This is a genomic window from Allobosea sp. LjRoot90 (assembly GCF_964254315.1).
In the GTDB taxonomy this organism is placed as follows: domain Bacteria; phylum Pseudomonadota; class Alphaproteobacteria; order Rhizobiales; family Beijerinckiaceae; genus Allobosea.
This window is the reverse complement of record NZ_CAXUTF020000005.1, coordinates 162,244-184,164: the sequence shown is the minus strand read 5'-3', so window position 1 is coordinate 184,164 and position 21,921 is coordinate 162,244. Positions and strand designations below refer to the sequence as shown.

General features: G+C 65.3%; 21 protein-coding genes. 16 read left to right on the top strand and 5 right to left on the bottom strand.

Features of this window, described 5'->3' with window-relative positions; translation table 11 throughout:
- Positions 1–70: 70 nt before the first annotated feature.
- The 5 genes from ACSQ3M_RS19435 to ACSQ3M_RS19415 all read right to left on the bottom strand — a co-directional run bounded on the left by ACSQ3M_RS19435 (position 71) and on the right by ACSQ3M_RS19415 (position 5,048).
- Positions 71–1,732 (bottom strand): SpoIIE family protein phosphatase, encoded by a 1,662-nt coding sequence (locus ACSQ3M_RS19435; RefSeq protein WP_436151720.1) that lies wholly within the window; start codon positions 1,730–1,732, stop codon positions 71–73.
- A gap of 134 nt (positions 1,733–1,866) precedes the next feature.
- Positions 1,867–2,190 (bottom strand): cupredoxin domain-containing protein, encoded by a 324-nt coding sequence (locus tag ACSQ3M_RS19430; protein ID WP_436151719.1) that lies wholly within the window; start codon positions 2,188–2,190, stop codon positions 1,867–1,869.
- The gene (locus ACSQ3M_RS19425) at positions 2,187–3,311 is read right to left on the bottom strand and encodes a cytochrome-c peroxidase (protein WP_436151718.1); all 1,125 of its coding nucleotides are present in this window, start codon (positions 3,309–3,311) and stop codon (positions 2,187–2,189) included. The genes ACSQ3M_RS19430 and ACSQ3M_RS19425 overlap by 4 nt, the downstream gene beginning before the upstream one ends.
- A 46-nt stretch (positions 3,312–3,357) precedes the next feature.
- Positions 3,358–4,374: a hypothetical protein gene (locus ACSQ3M_RS19420; RefSeq protein WP_436151717.1), complete on the bottom strand. Its 1,017-nt coding sequence runs from the start codon at positions 4,372–4,374 to the stop codon at positions 3,358–3,360.
- A gap of 74 nt (positions 4,375–4,448) precedes the next feature.
- On the bottom strand, positions 4,449–5,048 hold the full coding sequence (locus ACSQ3M_RS19415) for a c-type cytochrome (protein ID WP_436151716.1): 600 nt from the start codon (positions 5,046–5,048) through the stop codon (positions 4,449–4,451).
- Positions 5,049–5,259: 211 nt separating this feature from the next.
- On the opposite strand from ACSQ3M_RS19415, the gene ACSQ3M_RS19410 reads away from it, so the two are divergent.
- From ACSQ3M_RS19410 to ACSQ3M_RS19335, 16 genes are all read left to right on the top strand, one after another.
- A complete protein-coding gene (locus ACSQ3M_RS19410; protein WP_436151715.1) occupies positions 5,260–5,871 on the top strand; it encodes an OmpA family protein in 612 nt (203 codons plus the stop codon).
- Between the two features lie 72 nt (positions 5,872–5,943).
- Entirely contained in the window at positions 5,944–8,880 is a 2,937-nt protein-coding gene (locus ACSQ3M_RS19405; protein WP_436151714.1) for a DUF2169 family type VI secretion system accessory protein, read from the top strand.
- Positions 8,870–9,937, top strand: a complete 1,068-nt coding sequence (locus ACSQ3M_RS19400; RefSeq protein WP_436151713.1) for a pentapeptide repeat-containing protein — start codon at positions 8,870–8,872, stop codon at positions 9,935–9,937. Before ACSQ3M_RS19405 ends, ACSQ3M_RS19400 begins: the two co-directional genes overlap by 11 nt.
- Before the next feature lie 11 nt (positions 9,938–9,948).
- Positions 9,949–10,353, top strand: coding sequence for a DUF4150 domain-containing protein (locus ACSQ3M_RS19395; RefSeq protein ID WP_436151712.1), 405 nt, complete (start codon positions 9,949–9,951; stop codon positions 10,351–10,353).
- Positions 10,354–10,391: 38 nt separating this feature from the next.
- A complete protein-coding gene (locus ACSQ3M_RS19390) occupies positions 10,392–11,885 on the top strand; it encodes a DUF3540 domain-containing protein (protein WP_436151711.1) in 1,494 nt (497 codons plus the stop codon).
- A 26-nt stretch (positions 11,886–11,911) separates the two neighbouring features.
- Positions 11,912–12,547, top strand: a complete 636-nt coding sequence (locus ACSQ3M_RS19385; protein WP_436151710.1) for a DUF3540 domain-containing protein — start codon at positions 11,912–11,914, stop codon at positions 12,545–12,547.
- Positions 12,548–12,555: 8 nt separating this feature from the next.
- A complete protein-coding gene (locus tag ACSQ3M_RS19380) occupies positions 12,556–14,316 on the top strand; it encodes a tetratricopeptide repeat protein (protein WP_436151709.1) in 1,761 nt (586 codons plus the stop codon).
- Positions 14,313–15,098, top strand: a complete 786-nt coding sequence (locus tag ACSQ3M_RS19375; protein WP_436151708.1) for a transglutaminase-like domain-containing protein — start codon at positions 14,313–14,315, stop codon at positions 15,096–15,098. The genes ACSQ3M_RS19380 and ACSQ3M_RS19375 overlap by 4 nt, the downstream gene beginning before the upstream one ends.
- Positions 15,099–15,436: 338 nt before the next feature.
- Positions 15,437–15,826: a c-type cytochrome gene (locus ACSQ3M_RS19370; RefSeq protein WP_436151707.1), complete on the top strand. Its 390-nt coding sequence runs from the start codon at positions 15,437–15,439 to the stop codon at positions 15,824–15,826.
- A 436-nt stretch (positions 15,827–16,262) separates the two neighbouring features.
- Entirely contained in the window at positions 16,263–17,078 is an 816-nt protein-coding gene (locus ACSQ3M_RS19365) for a cytochrome c oxidase subunit II (protein WP_436151706.1), read from the top strand.
- Between the two features lie 62 nt (positions 17,079–17,140).
- Positions 17,141–18,901, top strand: a complete 1,761-nt coding sequence (locus tag ACSQ3M_RS19360; RefSeq protein ID WP_436151705.1) for a cbb3-type cytochrome c oxidase subunit I — start codon at positions 17,141–17,143, stop codon at positions 18,899–18,901.
- Between the two features lie 12 nt (positions 18,902–18,913).
- On the top strand, positions 18,914–19,636 hold the full coding sequence (locus ACSQ3M_RS19355; protein WP_436151704.1) for a cytochrome c oxidase subunit 3: 723 nt from the start codon (positions 18,914–18,916) through the stop codon (positions 19,634–19,636).
- Between the two features lie 23 nt (positions 19,637–19,659).
- Positions 19,660–20,382 (top strand): heme-copper oxidase subunit III family protein, encoded by a 723-nt coding sequence (locus tag ACSQ3M_RS19350; RefSeq protein ID WP_436151703.1) that lies wholly within the window; start codon positions 19,660–19,662, stop codon positions 20,380–20,382.
- 11 nt (positions 20,383–20,393) lie between these two features.
- Positions 20,394–20,729 carry a cytochrome C oxidase subunit IV family protein gene (locus ACSQ3M_RS19345; RefSeq protein WP_436151702.1) on the top strand — a complete coding sequence of 112 codons (336 nt, stop codon included), beginning with the start codon at positions 20,394–20,396 and terminating at the stop codon, positions 20,727–20,729.
- Positions 20,730–20,903: 174 nt separating this feature from the next.
- Positions 20,904–21,464: a PRC-barrel domain-containing protein gene (locus ACSQ3M_RS19340; RefSeq protein ID WP_436151701.1), complete on the top strand. Its 561-nt coding sequence runs from the start codon at positions 20,904–20,906 to the stop codon at positions 21,462–21,464.
- Positions 21,465–21,555: 91 nt separating this feature from the next.
- Positions 21,556–21,822 (top strand): hypothetical protein, encoded by a 267-nt coding sequence (locus ACSQ3M_RS19335; protein WP_436151700.1) that lies wholly within the window; start codon positions 21,556–21,558, stop codon positions 21,820–21,822.
- Positions 21,823–21,921: the final 99 nt, after the last annotated feature.

Below are 21,921 nucleotides of genomic sequence, written 5' to 3'. Positions count from 1 at the left end.
AACCCTTCGACAATCGATCTTCAGGTCACGTCCACTGTAGAAATGCAGCTAAGACCAAGCCGGCTCAGTATCAAATGGCCTCTACCGCCCACCCGCGGCCCGCGTCTTCCATCTTTTTGATGGTTTCGAGCTCGATCTGCTCCGGCGGACCTTTATAGCGGACCACCAGATAGGTGATGTCGTCATGCTGCGGGGCGTCCCCCACAAAGCGGCTGACGGCGTCGGTGACGTTCGAGACCACGATGTCGAGCGAGTGGTGATGGCTTTCGCTCAACGATGCGAGCAGGCGAGAGACGGTGAATTCACGGCCCTGAGTATCCATCGCCTCGGAGATTCCATCGGTGTAAAGAAAGAGCGTGTCGCCCTTCTCCAGCATCAGGCTGCCCTGCTCGTAGGAAAGGCCGGGCATGATGCCCATGGCGATGCCGCCGGTAACAGGCAGTTCGGTGACCTCGCCGCTCTCGCGCACGACAATCGGCGGATTGTGCCCGCCATTGGCGTAGCTCAGTTCGCCTGTCCGCAGGTTCAGGATGCCGTAGAAGACCGTAACGAACATATCGAGCGGGTTCTGCTCGCACAGGATCGAATTGGTCTCGGCGAGACACTCGCCGGCCGAACGACGCTCGCGCGCGCTCGCCTGCAGTACCGTGCGGGATATCGCCATGAAGAAGGCCGCCGGCACGCCCTTGCCCGAGACATCCGCGATCACGAGGCCGATCTCGTCCTCGCCGATCACGAAGAAATCATAGAAGTCGCCACCGAGCTCGCGCGCCGGCCGCATGATCGCCCGGCCGGAATAGCTCGGATGCTTCGGCATGCGTTGCGGCAGCATGGCGCCCTGCAGCGAGCGGGCGATGTCGAGCTCGGTCTCCATCCGCTTGTGCTGCTTTTCGAGCAGTTCGTTCTTGGTTTCGAGATCGCGCGTGCGCTCGTGCACGAGCCCTTCGAGCTCCTCCTCGCGCCGTTGCACGTCGACCGCCATCTTCTGGAAGACGCGCGCGAGCGAGCCGAGCTCGTTGCGCTGGCTGGCGACGGCCTCGATCGAGCTCGGCTCGAACTTGCGGCGCTCGACATCGCGCGCAGCGAAGGTCAGTGCCGCGATCGGCGTCGCGATCTGGCGCGCGACCAGGAAGGCGATGACGATCAGGAACGGCACCGCCGCCGCCACCGCGATCGCGACGAGCGTGGTCGTGCGTTGCGTCTCTTCGAGCGCATTCAGCTCCTGATCGGCGAGCCGGTCGAGAAAGGCCGTCAGCGTCGACAGCGCGTCGCGCATCGCCGCTTCGTTGCGGCCGTCCTCCTCATAGAGCCGCGCTGCCTTCTCGACATCGCCGACCTTCCAGGATTCGAAGATCTCGGTCGCGACCCGGCGCGACTGGTCGAGCGCGGCGATGAAGGCGGTGACTGCCTCGCGAACCCCTTCATTGGTGATCGAGCGGAACACGTCGATGCTGGTGTCGGCGAGCCTCTGGTCGATGACGTTGAAGGCCGCATCGGCCCTGGCGATCTCGTCCTTGCTGGTCGCCGCGGTGACACCGCGAACGAATGTCCGGCTCTGCTCGAACAGCACGACCAGGGTCGAGACGTTCTTGTTGACGAGCAGCGCATTGTTGAAGATCGAATGGCTGGCGCTCGACATGGCCGCGACGCCGTAGACTGCCGCGGCGGCGACGATCGCCGCGATCAGGATGCCGAGTGCGGCGAGCCCATACAGTTTGCGTTTGACGGTCATTTTCAACGCTCGGGCCTCATGCCACACGCCGGATCGCCGAATGGCGACGTATCGCCGCCCGGTCCTGACGACGCATCGGAGCACGCGCATGTGACAGTTGCGCGCCAGCCGCGGCCGGGCGGCAGGCCGTCGAATTACTCGACGTCGATCGTCATCCGCATCGAGGGGTGGATGGCGCAGCGTACATCGACCCGGCCCGCCTTTGGAAATGCGACCCTGGTGCTGGCGCCCGGCCGCTGCGCCTTGAGGTCGAAGCTGTTCGTGGCGCTCTCGGAGAAGACATTGTGCGTGCCGGCATCGTCGTTGACGAAGACGACCTCGTCGCCGGCCTTGATCGTCAGCGTGCGCGGATTGAACTGCTGGCCCTTCTGGGTGACCCGGAACTCGGTCGCTGCGGCAAGCGAGGGCACTGCGCCGGCACAAGCCAGCGCGAGGAGGATTGCTGGGGCGTACTTCATTGGGCCGTGGCCTCCGGGTCAGCATTGGTCTGGGCAGATGTTGCAGAGCCCGAAAGCGAGCGCATGAAGGCGACGAGGTCGCTCTTCTCCTGCGCGCTGAGCCCCAGCGGGAACATGTCCGGCGACAGGCTCGGGCGGCGCGCGCCGCCGCGGTCGTAATGCTCGATCACGGCCTCCAGCGTGCCGATCGAGCCGTCGTGCATATAGGGCGCGCGCTCGGCGACGCCGCGCAAGGTCGGCGTCTTGAAGGCGAAGGCGAGGCTTTCGATCTGCGGCTTGATCCGGCCCCGCCCGCGATCGCTGGTGTCCTTCAGGCCGATGTCGCGGAAGCCTTCGTCGGTGAAGCGCCAGCTCGAATGGCAGGCGACGCAATTGGCCTTGCCGTTGAACAATTTGAAGCCGCGCAGTTCCACCGGTGTCAGCGCCCGGTCATCACCTTTGACCCAGAGGTCGAAGCGGGTCGCCGGCGAGCGTAAGGTGTTCATATAGCCCGCCAGCGCGTCGGAGACCGTCTCGGGCGTCGGCCCGACCTCGGGATAGACGCGCCGGAACTCGGCCGAGAACTCCGGCGAGAAGGCGAGGCGCTGCACCATCGCGTCAAGCGAGAGCCCCATGATGTCGGGCGAGGCGATCGGCCCGCTCACCATGCCGGCAAGCGAATCCTGCCGGCCGTCCCAGAGGAAGGCGCTCGCCCAGGCCATGTCGTAGAGGGTCTGTGAGCGCCGCGCCATCGGCCGGCCATTGTCGGCGATCGGCTTCGCCTTGCGATCGGCCCAGGCGGCATTCGGCAGATGGCAGCTGACGCAGGCGATGCGACGATTGCCCGATAATTCGGTACTGTGAAAGAGCTTGTCGCCGAGCGCGACCACGGGCGCCGAAGAGCGCGCGCCATCGGGCAGATCGGCTGGCCGGCGATATCTGGCTCGCAGGCCGGCGTTGTCGAGCGGGCGTGCGGTCGCCCTCGCCTTCTGTTCGGCCTGTTCAGGCGTGAGAGTTGGACCGTCGCCGTCGAGGCTTGCCGGGCTTTCGAGCAGTGGCTCGATGGTGGAGCAGCCGGCGAGCAAGATCATCGCGACGCTAGCGAGCAACCGCCAGCCACGCAGGCGCAGCAACGGTTCCACCGTGCCGGCTTTCAGCCGGGTGGTCGTTCGACCCGTTGATTTGCCGTTATGCCAGGCTGCCATAGGCCAGACCGTGCGCGCCGTAATACATCAGGAAGAGGAGCAGGAGGACGCCGACATAGGTCGCGGCCTGCTCCAGCCCTCCGATCCGGTAAGAGCGGATGCCACTTTGGACCGCGCGATTGACAGCCGTGTTGCCCTCGATCACGGCGATGCCGAGCGAGGCGATGATCATCAGATGGCCGACGGCATCGACCTTGCCGAAGTCGATGACGGCGGCAATGAAGATGCCGAGTAGCATTGCGGCGACCAGGCGCTGGCTGAGCATGCCGAACAGGAGCAGGAAGGCGGCGACGAACTCTACGAAACCCGCCAGCATGACATAGATGTGATGGTTGATGCCGAGGGTGATGCGCTCGTGCTCGGCGAGCAGCGGTAGCGTCCACGACGCATAGGCCCATTTCTCCACCGAAGCCCAGAGCAGCGTCTGCGCCATGGCGGCGTAAAGAATCGACAGGGCGTAGGGCTGGAGCTTCGCCAGCCGTAGCGAATGGATGATGAGGTAGGCGGCGATTCCGAGGAAGAGCGGATAATCCATCAGGTGGAAAGCACCGTACTGGGCGACCGCGAGGCCGTAGAGCACGACGATCCCGAAGCCGGCGATGAAGACCGTTCGCCACCAGAGCGTGCAGATGGCCAGGAAGAGCTGAAACCAGGAGACGGCCTGGCTGTCGGTCTTCAGCTCCGGGGTGAGCAGGATGCCGCCGAGCAGCCAGAGGCAGAGCAGGAAGGCGCCGAGACTGACGCGCATGATCCCAGGCGCCATGCCCTTCAAGGGTGCGAACATCGCATCGACGGCATCTTCCAGACCGCCGGCGGCCATGAGCCGGTCGGCCACGAAGACGATCGCGATCAGGAGGATCGACAGCGACAGGGCGGTCACGAAAGGAATCGAGAACACCTCCCAGAGCGCGGCAGGTGAGACAGCGACGTTGTAGGGCGCGAACCATTTGACATGCGCTTCGGCGCCCCCCGTCGATGCGAAGAGGATCGTCGGCGCCAAGAGGCATCCCGGCCGGACTGCGCGCTGCCGGAACCAGGCGCTCCAGGCGCATGTTGCTTGGGAGGAGGATCGCGTCAAAGCCCGGCCTTCGCGGAAACCTGCGCCCCGGCCGCTGTGCACACAGCCTGGAAGGTCCAGTCGGCGCCGGCACGTCGCTGCAATTCCTCCTGCGGCCACCAGGACATGACATAGGCCAACACCGCCACGATCTCCTGATCCGAGAGGACACCGCGAAAGGCCGGCATGGTCACGCGGCGATCGGCCGTGCGGGCGCCGGCGGCGACACGGAAGAACAGGTCTGCATCGCTATGGTTGGACGCATGGCCGTTCTCGTTGAGCGCCGGCGCCGCTCGCGGATCGCTGCGCCATCCGGCCGCACCGCCGAGAAAGGCGCCGTGGCAGGCGCTGCAATGCGTCCGGTACAGCACGAAACCCGCTTCGCGCTCGGCATGGCCCACGGGCTGAGCAATTCGGAACTCGGCCGGACGCAAGCTTTGCCGCAGCAGCAGCGAGCCTGCCGCGAACAGGCAGACGACCCCGGCTAGGACGAGAACGGCGGGCAGGAACGGCAAGGTGGACGCAGCGGTGCCTGCTGAAGTCGGTTCTGCTGCCGGAGACGCCTCGGCCTCTCCGTTCAAGCGCAAAGGCATTTCATCGCCCAGGACCTTCGTCACGGACGGTCTCTCGTCAGCGGCCAGGAAGTCTCGTCGGCACCTCTAGGGTGGGAATCTAACAGTATTGTTTCAATATGCCGGCTAATTACTTTAATATGCGATTTTCTATACAGTTTCCGATCAAATTCCGTTGCGTCCCTGCAATAGCCAGTGCCGTCATCGTCCTGTCGTCACCGGCGTCGTGATCTGTCGCGTGGGCACGGGGGGAGCGATGGCGGCGAGCGCGCAGGTCAGATCGAAATTCGTTCAGATCGGCCTCTACAGCGCCGCGATCATCGCGGTGCTCGTGGCGCTCGCCTTGCTGATCCCGCTGTTGCTGCCAGCCCCCAGGCCAGCCCAGCCGGTCACGGCGCAGCCCACTCCGGTTCCGACGCCGCGCCCCAGCCAAATCGATCGGATTCGGGCGGCGCTGGCCGAGGAGATCAAGGCCGGCTCGATCACCGTCGATCCGTTCGGCAGCTGGGTCGCGATCCGCATCGGCAATCTCATCACCTTCGCCTCGGGCCAAGCGACGGCCCTGCCGGGCTTCGTGCCGGTCGCGCGCCGTATCGCCGGTGTGATCGACGGCGAACGCGGGCCCGTGCGCATCGTCGGGCATACCGACGATCAGGCGGTCACAGCCGGCGGCCCGTTCCGCGACAACCAAGCGCTTTCGGTCGCACGAGCCGAGGCCGTCGCAGCGCTGATCCGGCCCGCCCTGCGCGAGGGCGGTCGCCTTGCGGTCGATGGACGCGGCTCATCCGAGGCGATCGCCGACAATGGCAGCGTCGAGGGCCGCGCCCGCAACCGGCGTGTCGAAATCCTGATCACCCGCGAGCCCTGAGGCGCCGCGCGAGCGTCGTCAGCCTGTCGTCTCCCCGCCCTAGCGTCACCTACGAGCCATCAAGACAGCAGCATGCCGACGATCATCAAACCACGAAAGCTCGGCATCCTGACCAAGGTCGAGCGCCGGGGCGCTTCGGCAACGCTGGTCGTCTCGGCGCTCGGGCTGTTCTCGCTGCTCGAACCCGGTGATTTCGAGCCCGATACCGCGCTCTGGCCGATGGCGATGGAGCAGATGCCGGCGGGCACGATCTTCGACGCGGCAATGCCAAAACCGTGCGGTGAGGTGCTCGTCGCCGGTTTTGCCAGGGCTCCGGGCGGAGAGTCTGTCCCGGCACTCACGCTCGACATAGCGCTCGGCTCCATGCGCAAGCGCCTCGCCGTCTTCGGCGACCGCGTCTGGCGCCAGACCGCAGGCGGACCTGTCTTCGAGCCGCCCCGCCCCTTCACCGAGATGCCGCTCGTTCCCGAGCGTTGCTTCGGCGGCCCGAACCATCCGGTCAATCCGCTCGGGCGCGGCGCGGAGGCGGCCCGCCGCGTCGATGCCGGGGAGATCGTCCTGCTGCCGAACATCGAGCGCGCCGACCGGCTGATCCGCAATGCCGACGATGCGCCGGAGTCAGTGCGCCTTGGGCCGATCGACCCAGCCCACCCATCCAGGCGGGTGCTGGCCGGCACCTATGACGATCATTGGCTGAAGCACGATTTCCCGGGGCTCGCCCGCGATGCCGATCCGCGGCTATTCTGTGTCGCCACGCCGGATCAGCGCATCGAAGGCTACTTCTCCGGGCAGGAGCGGTTCCGGCTCGCAGGCTTCTCGGCTGAGCATCCCGTCCTCGAGGGCGCCTTGCCGGGGATGCGTGCCCGCATCTTCATCGCCCGCGCCGATGGCCTGTTCGAGCTGCCGAACGTGCTCGACACCGCCTGGCTCTTCCCCAGCGCCCACAAGGGCGTGCTGATCTATCGCGGCGCCTGCCCCGTCTCCGACATCGACGGCGACGACGTGACCCATATCATGCTCGCCTATGAGCGCCTCGCTGACGCGCCCCGCTCCGTCGAGCATTATACCGAAGCCTTCCGGCTGCGCAGCGATCCGGCCGAGAAACCGAAATACGTTCTTGCCGACGCGGCGCTCTCGCCCCTCCCCGACCCCGCCGCGCTGGAGCGACGCCGGCTTGCCCGCATGGCCCATCACGAACGCCAGCGCGAGCGGACCGAAAAAGCGCAACGGCTCGTCCTGCGCGACGCGCTCGACAAGGCCGGCCTGCCAGCAGCCTTCATGCCGAGCCTGCCGCCGGCCGAGCCGCCACCGGCCTGGATGCCTTCGCCTGACGAGATCGCCAGCGGCGAGATCGACTTCGCTGCCCTGTTCGAGGGGACGCAGCAGCTCCAGGCGCAGATGGACGAACGCGGCCGCCAGCTGGAGGCGCAGGCCCATGCCATGGCGAATCGCGGCGAGCGCTTCCGCCAGACGGGAGAACTCGGCGAGCTCGATGCCCTGCTCGCCGAGCTCGACCTGCCGGAGCAGCCCAACCTCGCCGCGACCGCCCTGCCGCCGGATTTCAAGCTGCCGGCAGACACAATCGATCCGGAAGCAGCGCTGCGCGAGGCGCTGCAGCGCTTCCATAGCGCGCCGGGCGCGGCGCTCCTTGCCCCCGCGCGCGATGGCCTCGCCGGTGCCCAGGCGGCGCAGCGCGATACGCCGCTCCCGGAGCTGGCGGCAGCAGGCAGCAGACAGGCGATCCAGCTGCCGGCAGAAACCGCTGCGGCCCGCGAGAAACTGACACGAGCCTTCCCTGATCTGGCACCGCCCGGCCAATCGCTCGACGATCTTCTCAGCACGCTGCTGGCGGGCGATATCCTGCCGGTTTCAAAGGAACCGGCCGATCCGAAGGCGCAGCTCGCGCGGGCGAGCGCTCAGCTCGACGAACTCGAACCGCAGCTCGGCGAAGCCATGGCGACGATGCGCCGCCTCGCCCCGCAGCCGATCCATCCGATCACGCCATTGCCACCGGAAGCCGCGCTCCGCTTCGGCCAGGCGATCACCGCGATGAAGGGGGAAGGACTCGCCCGCCGTGACATGGCTGGCGCCAATCTCTCCAGTCACGATTTCAGCGGCCTCGATCTCAGCGGTGCCTTCTTCGAGCAATGCGATCTACGCGGTGCGCGCTTTCTCGGCGCCAATTGCGCCGGCGCGGTCTTCGCAGGCGCCGATCTGCGCGAGGCCGATTTCTCGCAGGCCAATCTGCTGGAGGCCAATTTCGGCGCCGCCGATGCCCGCGGCGCGCGCTTCGCCGGAGCCGATCTACGTCGCGTGCAATGGCTCAAGAGCCAGGTCGCGCAATGCGACTTCGCCGGCGCGACGCTCGAACAGGCGAATTTCATCGAGACCGACCTGTCGGAGGTTTCCTTCGCCGGCGCCCGGCTCGACCGGGTCACGATCCTGCGCTCGGAGATGTCGCGGGCGGTCCTCGCCGATGCGGTCATGGAAAGCTGCTCACTGGTTGAGGTCAGGGCGGACGGGCTCGACGCGCGCAGGCTCAAGGCGTTCAAGCTCTCGGCGGTGAAGCTCGAAGCACCGGGCGCCGACTTTTCCGGCGCGCACCTGCAGCAATGCGGTTTCTATGCGGGTTGCGACCTCACCGGCGCGCGCTTCGATGGTGCTGTCGGCATGAACGGCTCCTTTCGCGGGACACGGCTGATCCGCGCCAGCTTCGCGCGTTCGAGCTTCAACCGAGTCGATTTCGGCGAAGCCGATCTCAGCGAGGCCGATCTCTCCCTCGCCTCGCTCAAGCAGGCCTCGCTCGGCAAGGCGATCCTGCTGCGGGCCGATCTCTTCGGCGCCAATCTGTTCAACGCCCAGGCGCGCCGTGCCCATCTCGACGGCGCGCGGCTGCTGCGGGCCAATCTCTACGGCTGCGATCTCTCAGATGCGTCGCTCGTCGGCGCCGACCTGACGCAGGCCCTGCTCGACAAGACCATATTCGGGATGCCCAGCGATGCGCCGTGAGGATCTGCTTGAGCGCGTCGAGCTTGGCCTGCCGGTCGAGGGAGTCTCTTTCGTCGAAGCGGATTTCAACGGTGTCTTGCTGGACGGCGCGATCCTGATCGGCTGCGATTTCTCCGGAGCGCGTTTCCACGAAGCGCAGCTGAAACAATGCCAGTTCGTTCAATGCCGTTTCGAACGCGCAGATTTCAGCGGAGCCGAATTCGACACGGTGCAATGGCCTCGCACCGGCTTGATCGCCTCATCCTTCACCCGCGCGGTGCTGCTCAATTGCCAGTTCGCCGAAACCGACGCGACCGAAGCCGATTTCACTGGAGCGAAACTCGTCAGCACAAGCTTCGCCCGGGTCGACCTGTCCCGATCGTGCTTCGCTGGGGCCGAACTGACGACAGTCGCGATGATCGAATGCGCCCTCGCAAGCATTGATCTGTCGGATGCGACGATCCGCGGCCTGACGCTGGTCAAGGGCGATCTGCGAACTGCCATCCTCGATCACGCCGACATCGATACGATGTTCGCCATGGAGGCGGATATATCGGATCGCGACCTGCGCAACGTGCGGCTGTCACGCATCAATCTGATGAGAGCCCGCCTCGCCGGCAGCAATCTCGCTGGCGTCGATCTCTCCCAGAGCCTCTTCCTCGAAGCCGATCTCTCGCGCGCCGATCTCTCCGGGGCAAAGCTGCCGATGGCATTGATGATCGGCGTCGATCTCACAGCCGCGAAACTGGTTGGAGCAGATCTCACCGGCGCGAATTTCAGCGAGGCGAAGCTCGCGGGCGCCGATCTCTCCGACGCACGGCTGAGCAACGCTCTCTTCGAACGCGCTGACTGCGCCGCGGCGCGCTTCGAGCGCGCCTTGCTCGACCATGCGCAATTTCCCTACGCCCGGCTCGACGGCGCGTCTTTCATCGCGGCGCGCTTTCATCGCACCAATCTTCACGCCATCTCGGCCGAAGGCACGCTGTTCCAGCATGCGACGGGTTCGACCCTTCCGACCGATCCACAGCGCGCCGTCGCCGATCTCTACGATCCCGCGCGCGTCGCGGCCCTGGCCTGAGGAGGCACGCGATGGTCTTCGTCAACTCCTCCGGGCCGATCCCCGCCCCCGATTTTGCCTTTCCCGATGTCTGCATGACGCCGGCGGTCGTGCCGGTGCCGGTGCCCTACCCCAACATCGCGCTCGCGCCGATGGCGATACCGACGCAGCTCACCACCTTCCTGACCTGCATGCCGGCCCACAACCTTCTGACCACGAAGCCGATGAGCCTCGGCGACCAGCCCGGCGTCCTGCTCGGCGTCGCCTCGGGCTTCGTCATGGGGCCGGTCAAACACGCAATGGGATCGGTGACGATGTTCCTCGGCGGCCCGCCCGCCACGAAGATGCTCAACCCGACCATGCAGAACGGCATGAGCCCGAACATCGTCGGCCTGACGCTTGCCCCTACCCAGATCACCACGATCTGCCTGTCCTGAGACAACGGCCGCATTTCTGATCCCACGGGAGAGCACCGATGATGCCCGCCGCAACCGCCCTGATCCCGCCCCTCGGCCCCATGCCGGCGCTGCGCCCGGCAACGGTGGTCGCCCGCACCGGTGACCGGCTGCTTCTCCGGAGCGAGACCGGCGAGGTTCCGGCCTGCGTCGCCCTGTCCTGCCCGCTCGCCCCCCATGTCGGCGACGAGGTCCTCGCCTGGGCAGGCAGTGAGGAATGGCACGTCCTCGCCGTGCTGGGTCGCGGCGTGCAAACGGCACAGCGTGTTCGCCCGAATGACCTGGAACGCGTGATCGACGGCGAAGCGAAGCCGCTGCCGCTGGTGCCACATTACGAGGACGCTTCGGTCACCGAAGGCGAGGCAGCTGCCGGCCGGCCCTACACCCGCATCGACGTGCCGCTGAAGCCCGACGAATTCGGCAGCGGCACCTATCTGCGCCTCGGCGCCTATGTCGAGGGCGAGGAGGGCGCGATGATGCCCGACCTCGCGCTCTCGAAGAGCACCGCCTCGAACACGACCAAGACCGAGCCGAGCCCGGACCTCTCGCTGACCTCGCTGCTCAGCGGCAAGAACCCCTATGTCGGCATGGCCGAGACAGCCAACGCCGCCAAGGAGAGCGACGCGACCAATGCCGATGGCAGCGTCAAGCAGGGCTATCTGAAGCGCGGCGACAAGTTCGTGAAGAACAAGGCCGGCCAGATGGAGCTATTGACCATCTCGACCAAGGCGACGACGACGACTTCCTCCGGCGACGGCTTCCTCGGCAAGACCGATTCCGACGTCAACCTCTCCGTCGGCGGCGGCATGCTCGTCGATATCGTCAAGGGCCAGACCACCAACGTCTCCGACGGCGACATCAAGTTCACGGCGCCGGCCGGCGTCTTTGCCGTCAACGCCCTCTCCGGCGTCTCGATCACTGCCGGCACGCCCGACGCGCCGGCCAATATCTCCCTGCTCGCCTATGGCTATGTGAAGAACGAGGCGAAGGGGCCGCTTTCGGAATGGCTCTACTCGACCTCCGAGAAGAAGACCTACGGCACCGCCAAGGAGTGGTTCTACGGCGAGAAATACACCGAGTTCCACGGCTACGAGGAGAAGAAGTTCTTCGGTACCTCGATCAGCTATTTCCTCGGCGACCAGATCTCGACCAACCTCGCCGCGCGCATCAGCATGACGCTGGCGGCGACGCTGACACTCGCGCTCGGCACGGAGTTCCGCCTCAACGCCGCGATCGATCTCAAGATCAATCTCGCCATCGACATGAACATCATCATCGGCGTCGCCTTCAAGGGCGTCATCGGCCTCGATACGAAGGCAGTGCTCGGCTCGGACTTCAAATACGTCAACGGCCTGGATTTCAAATGGGTGGGCATCGATGGCAAGAAATTCGGGCTGGAAGTGAAGAACGCCGACATGAGCGCCTATCTCAAGGCGGTCGTGTTGAAGAAAAGCACAGTCGAGATCGGCGGCAAGGATGTCGATGTCAAAACCGGCCTCCTTTTCAGATCATGAGCCAAGCTTTGCACAGCCCCTTGGCCATGGCTGAAGCCTTGGCCGGCGCGAATTCCGTGCCTTTCCGGGAAGCAGATCGGCTGAATTCTGCGCGCGTGCTCGCGGTCACCGGAGAACGCTGTCTTGTGCAGGACGAGGCGGGGACGCGCGAGGCCTCGCGCGCCGTCTCCTGCCTGATCCAGCCGCAGGCCGAGGACGAGGTACTCATCGTTGCCTCCGGCCGGCGCATCTTCATTCTGGCGGTCCTGACCCGTACCGGCCTCGGCGATGCGACCCTCACTTTGCCGGATCGGGCTGCGAGCCTTGCCATCGCGGCGCCGAGCATCGCTCTCAATGCCTCGGCACGGCTCGGGCTCGAAGCGCCGGAAGTGGCCGTGACCAGCCGGCGCTTCCACCTTGTTACGGACGTGTTGACGCAGGTCTCGCGATTGGCATCCGTGATCGGCGAGACACTGACCACCGTCGTCGGCCGCCAGTCGACCGTAGCGCAGCGCATCGAGGTGACGTCACAAGAGCGGAACACCGCGATCGCCGGCATCGACAGCGAGCGCATCGGCACGCATCTCTCGCAGACCGAGCTGACCACGGTCAGCGCCGCGGTCGAGACGCATCTGGCGCGCGACGATATCCGCCTCGACGCCAAGCGCGTGACGATCGGATGAGCGCGCCGGTGGCCACGACCAGCCATGCGACCAGGGTACGGGCCGGGCTGAAGCGCCTGTCCGAAGGCCGCACCGCCGAGGCCGATGCGATCCTGCGCGAAGCGCTCGCGGCAAGTCCGGACGATCCCTGGGTGCTGAATGGGCTCGGCGGCGTCGCCTTGTTGCGGCGCGACACGGCGGCGGCTGAAAAGCTGATCGGCGCCGCGGCTCAGCTGCTCCCGGGCGAGCCCGAAATTATCGCCAATCTCGCGGCCCTGCATACCGAATGCGGGCGCCTCGACGATGCCGAGCTCTGTCTCGGCGAGGCAGTCCGCCTGGCACCGAACCATGTGGGTATCCGGGAACGCCGGGCCGAGCTCCTTCTGGCGCGACGACGCCCGGCGGAAGCCGCCGACGAGGCCCAGCGGGCGCTCGAATGCGATCCCGAGCGGCCGCGTGCCTGGCTGCTGCGCGGCCTCTGCGCCCTCGCCGTTTCGGACCGGCCGCTCGCCATCGCCTGTTTCGAGGAAGCCGTCGCCCTGGACGAGGCCTGCGTCGAGGCTTGGCATAACCTCACCGAAGCCTATGCCTCGCTCGGCAATGAGGCGGTCGCGATCGACTGCGCCGAGCGGGCCTATCTCTGTGCTCCGGCGGACCCAACGCATATCGTCACCCTGGCGCGGCTCCTCGCCGCCCGCGACCCCGGCCGTTCAGGCGACCTGCTGCGGCGTGCGCTGGCCCTCGCGCCAGGCCACCTCCCCGCGCTGGAACTGCAGGCGCTGACCGCGACCAATGACGCAACGGCCCGGCAGGCGTTTGCCGCGCTGGCCGCGGCAGCTCGCGAGAACAGAGCCGAGAGCGGCCCCGCTTTGCTCGCGCTGGCACGGGCGCTGGCCGGAGCAGGGCGCTTCGCGGATGCGCTGCTGGCGAGCGAGCGCGCCGCAGCGATGCAGTTGCCCGAAGCCCGTCCGCTGCGGCACGCCTGCCTATTCGCGCTCGGCCGCTTCGAGGAAGCCTATGGCGAGCCCGAGCCACGGCCAGCGATCGACGCGGTGCTGATCCCGCCCGACATGCCGCTCGGCGAGGTCCTCTTCGCGCTGCGCCTGCTGCCGGCGCTGGCCGCGCAGGCCGACCGGGAACTGCCGCTGCTGGCGCCGCCGGCCTTGCATCCGCTGCTGGCGCCGCTCGCGCCTCTGCTCCCGGAAGTGGGCGCCGCGCAGCCGCTCGTTCTCGCCGAGGCTATGGCGCATCTGCGCGCCGATGCCGGCATGCTCGCCATGTCGGCGCCCTATATCGCGGTAGAACCCGGCCGCGCCCGACTCTGGCAGGAAGCGATCGCGGCGCTACCCGGCCCGCGCATCGGCATCATCTGGTCGGCCCGTATCCCCGGAATGGGGCTGGAGGATCTCCTGGCGGCCGCCGGATCACTCGGCACGGTGGTGAGCTTGGCGATTGGCGAAGCGCGGGACGATCTCGCCCGCGCGCCTGATGTCATCGATGCGGGCCATCGGGTCGCCGGGCCGGAGGATCTCGCCGCCGCTGTCGCGTCGCTCGAGTTGGTGGTGGCGCCAGATTGCCTCGCTTTGCATCTCGCCGGCGCGCTCGGCCGGCCCGGCATCGCATTGCTCCCGCGCGTGCCGCACTGGATCTGGCAGGAGGAGGCGGGGCGGGCGAGATTCTATCCGTCGCTGACGCTGCTCCGGACGGCCGGATCGCAGGATGCGTCGTCTTCAGGCACGGACCTTGGACGGGCCATTCGCGCGCGGCTCGACGCCGAAGCCAGGCCGTGAGAACGGGCCTCGAAGCCGCCGAACGGGTTCGGCTAACCTTCGATGCCGTCTATGCCTTCGATCGACCGGCGCACGATTTGGAGCTCGAACTCAGGGTTCGACCCTGGCTTGATGCCAAACCGGGACTTGTTCCGATCCGGCTCGCCAGCGAGCCAGAAGGCTGTTTCGCGAGGCCGGAAATTGACGAGAACGGTGTAGCCGTGGATCGGTTTCGGCTCGCTGGGCCGCTCTCCCGCTTGCGGCTCAACGCCAGCTTCGACCATCTGGTCGTACGTGATGCAGCCCTCCCCGTCTTCGCTCCAACCAAGGCGGACTTCGCGCTTGAAGGCCTGATGGCTCCCCCGGAGATCGAGCCCTGGCCAGAGGCGCTGGGGCGCCTGCGCGCCAGCTGGTGCTATAGCGATGATCCGCACCGGCAGCCGTCGACGCTGCCCGAGATTGCGCGGCTCCGCTCAGGCTCTTGCGAAGCGGTGGCGCGCCTGGCAGTCGAGATCGTTCGAAGCCAGAGCATTCCGGCGCGCTTCGTCGGCGGTTATCGTCTCGCCCATGTCGAGGGCGACGTGCGAATGGTCCGACGCCATGTCTGGATCGCCATCTGGGAAGGCACGCGCTGGCGCCAGTTCGACCCTCTCGCCTCACCCGAAGCGGAAGGACTGCTCGTCGCAACGGCCTTCGGGGGCAGGCTTTCCGACATCGCCGTCATCAAAGGCAGCTTCAAGGGCGCCGGCCTGGCGAGACTGGCCGTCTCCGCTCACGCGCAACGAGAAGCCCCTTCTTCATAATGGCCTTGCAGATTGTCCGCGAGGCGTGAAAGCCGGGCCGGCACACCAGAATCACAAAAGCCGGCCCAAGGGGCCTACTTCTCGGTTCTGCCATCTTATTTTCGCTCGTGATCTCAGCACCACTATCCTGGGGCATATCCTGATCAAGCGGTGGATCGGCGCCAGTTTCCTAAGCTTGGCGTTCTCATTCTCAAGCTGCCTCAGCCGGATTGCCGTGACGCCGATCGACCCCGGATTGGAGGGAAGCCGGCAATGATGTAAGCGTATTGCGAAGGGTTGTGCGGCTCGGCCGCGGTCGAGCGGATTGGGTCGCCTCCGAGTTCGAGGGAGAACCTTCGATGCTGCGTTGGACCTTGATGGCTTCGTTGATGCTTGCGGCCCTGACCCATCCAGCCAAAGCGGTCGGCGATCCCGCCGCGGGTGAGAAGGTTTTTCAGAAGTGCCGCGCCTGCCACCAGATCGGGGAGACGGCCAAGAATGCCATCGGACCGAGACTGAACGGCCTTCTCGGTCGGCCGGCGGGATCGATCGAAGGCTACAGCTATTCGGCTGCCAACAAGAACTCCGGCATCACGTGGGATGAGCCCACGTTCCGGGATTACATCAAGGCGCCGCAGGTGAAGATTCCGAGTACCAAGATGGTGTTTCCAGGGCTCAAAGCCGATCAGGAAATCGACGACATCCTCGCCTTCCTCAAGCAATTTGACACCGACGGAAAGAAAAAATAGCCGGATCGGCGCTTGAATGCAGCCGCAGCCGCGGCGGGCTGCGATGTGGGTTCGATTGACAACCACCGCGAGCAGGACGACAACATCAGATGACTATGGGCTGGAGGCTTGAGTGTCCTGCAGTCCGACTGAGAGCTTGTGCGTCAGATGTGACGCGTGGTCGTCCAAGCGAACCAAAGGTTCGGCGATGGCGAACAGGAAGCAAAATTTGCAGCCCGACGGCGCGCTCAGCCGAGCCCGCGCCCAGCGGCAGTCATGTGCCGCCTCCGATCTTGTTGACCTCGATCGTTTTAAGCAATGGGCCCGCTTCGTGTCGGGCCCCAACCCCGTTTTCATATCGGAAATGAGTTCGTTTACGTAGCGCCGTGGCGCGTTACCTGCGCCGTGGCATTGCCTGGTTCCTGTTCATGCCGCCCTCGGCAAGGATGAAAAAGGAATGGGTGTCGCGGTCGCCTTGGCTCTGGTCGTGATCGGCTCGGTGGTGTTCCACTTCCTGAGCCCGTGGTGGTGGACGCCGATCGCCTCCAACTGGGGCTATATCGACGACACCATCATCATCACATTCTGGATCACCGGCGTCGTCTTCGCTGCTGTCGTCCTGTTCATGGCCTATTGCGTCCTCCGGTTTCGCCATCGCGAGGGCAACCGCGCGGCCTACGAGCCGGAGAACAAGCGGCTCGAATGGTGGCTCGCGATCGGCACCGGCGTCGGCGTCGCCGCCATGCTCGCACCCGGCCTCGTCGTCTGGCATCAGTTCATCACGGTCCCGAAGGACGCGACCATTGTCGAGGTCGTCGCCCAGCAATGGCAATGGGCCTACCGGCTGCCGGGTGGCGATGGCAGGCTCGGCGCCTCCGACGTCGCCCACATCACTCCTGAGAACCCGCTGGGCGTTGATCCCAAGGATCCGCACGGGCAGGACGACGTCGTCATCCAGGGCGACAACCTCCATCTCCCGCTCGGCAAGCCGGTGAAGATGCTGCTGCGCGCGGTCGATGTCCTGCACAATTTCTATGTGCCCGAGTTCCGCGCCAAGATGGACATGATCCCCGGCAGCGTCACCTATTACTGGTTCACGCCAACGCGGGCCGGCACCTTCGACGTGCTGTGCGCCGAGCTCTGCGGCACCGGCCACACGTTCATGCGCGGCAATGTCGTGGTCGAGCCCGAGGGCAGCTACCAGGCCTGGCTGCAGCAACAAAAAACCTTCGCACAACTCCAGGCGCCGGCGAGGACGCAGGCGAAGAACTAGGGATTGATGCGGGATCAAGCCCCGGAACAGGGGCTGCGTCCGAAAGGAGTGGGAGATGCTCGATGGCCGACGTGACGCATGACGCAGCCGGACCGCTGTCGGCGGCCGAGGTCGATGATGTCGAGCTGTATCACCCGAAGAGCTGGATCACGAAGTACGTCTTCTCGCAGGATGCCAAGGTCATCGCCATCCAGTATTCCATGGTGGCGCTGGCGATCGGGCTGGTCGCCCTGGTCCTGTCCTGGCTGATGCGGCTGCAGCTCGGCTTCCCTGGCGCGTTCTCCTTCATCGACCCTGACCGCTACTATCAGTTCATCACCATGCACGGGATGATCATGGTGATCTATCTGCTGACCGCCTTGTTCCTCGGCGGCTTCGGCAACTACCTCATCCCGCTGATGCTCGGCGCGCGGGACATGGTGTTCCCTTACGTGAACATGCTGAGCTTCTGGATCTATTTCCTCGCCGTGCTGGTTCTCGTCGCCGGCTTCTTCCTGCCGGGCGGCCCGACGGGAGCGGGATGGACGCTCTACCCGCCGCAGGCGATCCTCGCCAACACGCCCGGCCAGCAATGGGGCATCCTCGTGATGCTCGTCTCGCTGATCCTGTTCATCATCGGCTTCACCATGGGCGGGCTGAACTATGTCGTGACCGTGCTGCAAGGGCGGGCCAGAGGCATGACGCTGATGCGCATGCCGTTGACGATCTGGGGCATCTTCACCGCCACCGTCATGGCGCTGCTCGCCTTCCCGGCGCTCTTCGTCGGCGCCGTGATGATGCTGCTCGACCGGCTGATCGGCACGAGCTTCTTCATGCCGGCCATCGTCGCGATGGGGGAGCGGCTGGCCCACAAGGGCGGCAGCCCGATCCTGTTTCAGCACCTGTTCTGGTTCTTCGGCCATCCCGAGGTCTACATCGTGGCGCTGCCGGCCTTCGGCATCGTCTCCGACCTGATCAGCACCCATGCCCGCAAGAACATCTTCGGCTACCGCATGATGGTGTGGGCGCTGGTGGCGATCGGCGCGCTCAGCTTCGTCGTCTGGGCGCACCACATGTATGTCAGCGGCATGCACCCCGCCTTCGGGTTCTTCTTCGCCACAACGACGCTGATCATCGCGATCCCCACCGCCATCAAGGTCTATAACTGGGTGCTGACGCTCTGGCGCGGCGACATCCATTTGACCGTGCCGATGCTGTTCGCGCTCGGCTTCATCGTCACCTTCGTGAACGGCGGGCTCACCGGCCTGTTTCTCGGCAATGTCGTCGTCGACGTGCCGCTCTCCGACACGATGTTCGTCGTCGCTCATTTCCACATGGTGATGGGCGTCGCGCCGATCCTCGTGATCTTCGGGGCGATCTACCATTGGTATCCGAAGGTCACCGGGCGGATGCTCGGCGACGTGCTCGGGAAGCTGCATTTCTGGGTGACCTTCCTCGGGGCCTACCTGATCTTCTTCCCGATGCACTATATCGGACTGATGGGTGTGCCCCGCCGCTATCACGAGATCAGCGGGATGGCCTTCGTCCCGCCCTCGGCGGCGACGCTGAACGAGTTCATCACGATCGTCGCCCTGATCGTCGGCGCCGCCCAGCTCGTCTTCCTGTTCAACCTCATCTGGAGTGTCAGGCACGGCCGGCCGGCCGGCGGCAATCCTTGGCGCGCGACCACGCTGGAATGGCAGACGCCGCAGACACCGCCCGCGCATGGCAACTGGGGCAAGACCCTGCCGGTGGTCTACCGCTGGGCCTATGACTACAGCGTGCCCGGCGCTGCGGAGGATTTCCTGCCGCAGAACCAGCCGCCGATCCCACGGACCGCGTGACGAGGTGCCGCCATGGTCGTGACCGTCCTCTTCATGGTCCTGATGGCAATCCTCGCCGGCTGGTGGCTGTCGCGCCAGGGGCTGGCCGACAAGCCGTGGCTCGAGGTCGGGGTGGGCGTCGAGGCTGGCGGTGCGAAGCTGCCGTCTTCCCCGACGGCGAAGGTCGGCCTCGGCGCCTTCCTCGTCGTGGCCGGCTCGCTGTTCTCGCTTCTGGTCAGCGCCTATTCCATGCGGATGGACATGGGGGACTGGCGCGCGCTGCCGATGCCGACGGTCCTGTGGTTCAGTACAGGCCTGCTGATCCTCGCAAGCATCGCCCTGCACATGGCGGTGATCGCTGCGCGCTGCGACGAACTCAGCCACGTCCGCTCCAGCATCCTTGCAGCGGGCGTGTGCTCGCTCGCCTTCCTCACAACTCAGGTGCTGGCATGGCGCGAGCTTGCCGACTCCGGCTATTTCACCGCTGCCAATCCCGCCAGCGCCTTCTTCTATCTGGTCACGGCGATTCACGGCGCGCATATGCTGGGTGGGCTCGTGGCGCTTTGCCGAACCAGCGCCAGAGCGTTCGCCCTATCGGCGACGAGCCCTCCGCGGGCAGTTGGCAAGCTCAGGCTCAGCGTCGAGCTCTGTGCCCTTTACTGGCACTTCCTGCTGCTGGTCTGGCTCATCCTGTTCAGCCTCCTCATGCGCTGGACGGATGATCTCATCGCGATCTGCCGCGGACTGCTGACTTAGAGGCTCCAAGCGAGGTCGGAACGATGAATGAGGTCGCGCCGCACACCCTGAACCCAAAGATCGGTCGCGCGCCCGGCTGGCAAGGGATCGTGGCGGATTGGTCGTCCGATCAGCGGGCCTTCAAGAATGTGTCCTGGGGGAAGGCCATGATGTGGATCTTCCTGCTCAGCGACACCTTCATCTTCGGCACGTTCCTGATTTCCTACATGACGGTCAGGATGTCGACGACCGTACCCTGGCCCAATCCGAGCGAGGTCTTCGCGCTCGAGATCGGCGGCCACCACCTGCCGCTCATCCTGATCGCGATCATGACCTTCGTCCTGATCAGCAGCAGCGGCACGATGGCGATGGCGGTCAATTTCGGTTACCGCCGCGACCGCAGGAAGACGGCGATCCTGATGCTGCTGACCGCGGTGCTCGGCGCGACTTTCGTCGGCATGCAGGCCTTCGAATGGACGAAGCTGATCTCGGAAGGCGTCCGCCCCTGGGGCAATCCCTGGGGTGCGGAGCAGTTCGGCTCCAGCTTCTTCATGATCACCGGCTTCCACGGCACCCATGTCACGATCGGCGTGATCTTCCTGGTCATCATCGCCCGCAAGGTCTGGCGCGGCGACTTCGACGATGGGCGGCGCGGCTTCTTCACGAGCCGCAAGGGGCATTACGAGATCGTCGAGATCACCGGGCTCTACTGGCATTTCGTCGATCTCGTCTGGGTCTTCATCTTCGCGCTGTTCTATCTCTGGTGAGAGAGGCCGCCATGTCGCAACCGACAACCCAGAACGAGGGGCAGCACCATCCGATCAGGCTTTATCTCGTGGTCTGGGTGTGGCTGTTCGTCCTCAGCGCCTGCTCCTACCTGGTCGATTTTTTCCACGTCGCCGGCTATCTCCGGTGGTCGCTGATCCTGATCTTCATGGCGCTCAAGGCCGGGCTGATCGTCGCCGTCTTCATGCACATGGCCTGGGAGCGGCTGGCGCTGACCTATGCGATCCTCGTGCCGCCGCTGGCGCTGCTGGTCTTCGTCGGGATCATGGTCTTCGAGTCGGAATACACGCTCTTCACCCGGGTGGCCTATTTCGTGGCCGGTTCCTGATGCGCGACCTGGAGTCTCGATCACGATGCATGCCGTCGTCCGGGGCGGTTTTCGAGGAGGAAATGGCTCGCTCGATAGGCCATAGGCCTTACACCCATGCGGCCAAGGCCTCGGGACGAGATCTGGGATGAAGCAGCAGCCCATTAGGCTGTGATCCGGCAAAGGGAGGCGCTCATGAGAACCTATTGCTTGTTCCAAGCCGTAAACTCCCCTGACCTTCGCGCCTTCAGCGAGGAGCCTACCGGCGGCAGCTTGCCTCGGGATCTTGGGCCATGGACCCTCGTGCGAGAGATCCGGCCCAATGAGGAATGGACATCCCCGATCAGCAGAGCAGTCGTCGCGGCCGGCATCATCGAGAACGGTTTTTATCTTTGGGGGCCCGCCGAGCGACCGGCATCGCACCTGATCATCGAAAGTGATCGGGTCGAAGGAACCGCCGTATTCGACCGCAAGTATGATCAGATCGGCACCATCAAGCGGCTGTTGATTGAGAAGGTCAGCGGCCGTGTTTTCTTCGTCGACGTGACGTTTGGAGGATTTCTCGGTATCGGCAGCCACCACGTTACAATTCCATGGGAAAAGCTCACCTACGACAAGGAACTCGAGGGCTATCGCACTGATCTCACCGAGGCTCAGGTCCGAGGTGCCGCGACCCTGTATGGGGACAAAGGCGTTTTGCCAGACCAGACACGTCAGCAGGAAATGAGTGACTACTGGAACAACGTTCCCAACTGACCAACCCGAACGTGCTCCGAGGCTGCCCTCGGAGTTCTCGCTGCAGCATCAACGTCCGCTGCCGGGCGCCGAGCGGCCGGATGGGCTCGGCATGCATTCACGTGTCGCCAAGTTCGTCGCCATCACTGCTATTGATGGTGCGAATGCCGGAGATGCCCGGGCAGAGCAGGAGCAGATTGTGGCCGAACGATTTGAACGACATCGCCAACCCTGGACACATGAGGAACTCGAGAAGCTAAAGTTGCTCGCCAGGAAGGGCATGGCGCTGAAGGCGATTTCGAAAGCGATGACGCGCAGCGAGGAATCCATCAAAGATCGCGCCAAACTCGATGGCATCGGGATCGCCAAGCTCCGTTAGGCCGTTTTCACACTGCCGCCGTGGGGCGTAAGGCCGACGTCCTGAGCGATGATTTAACGTCCGTTCTCGGCGCATTGCGCCCGGACGAAAGACAAGCGT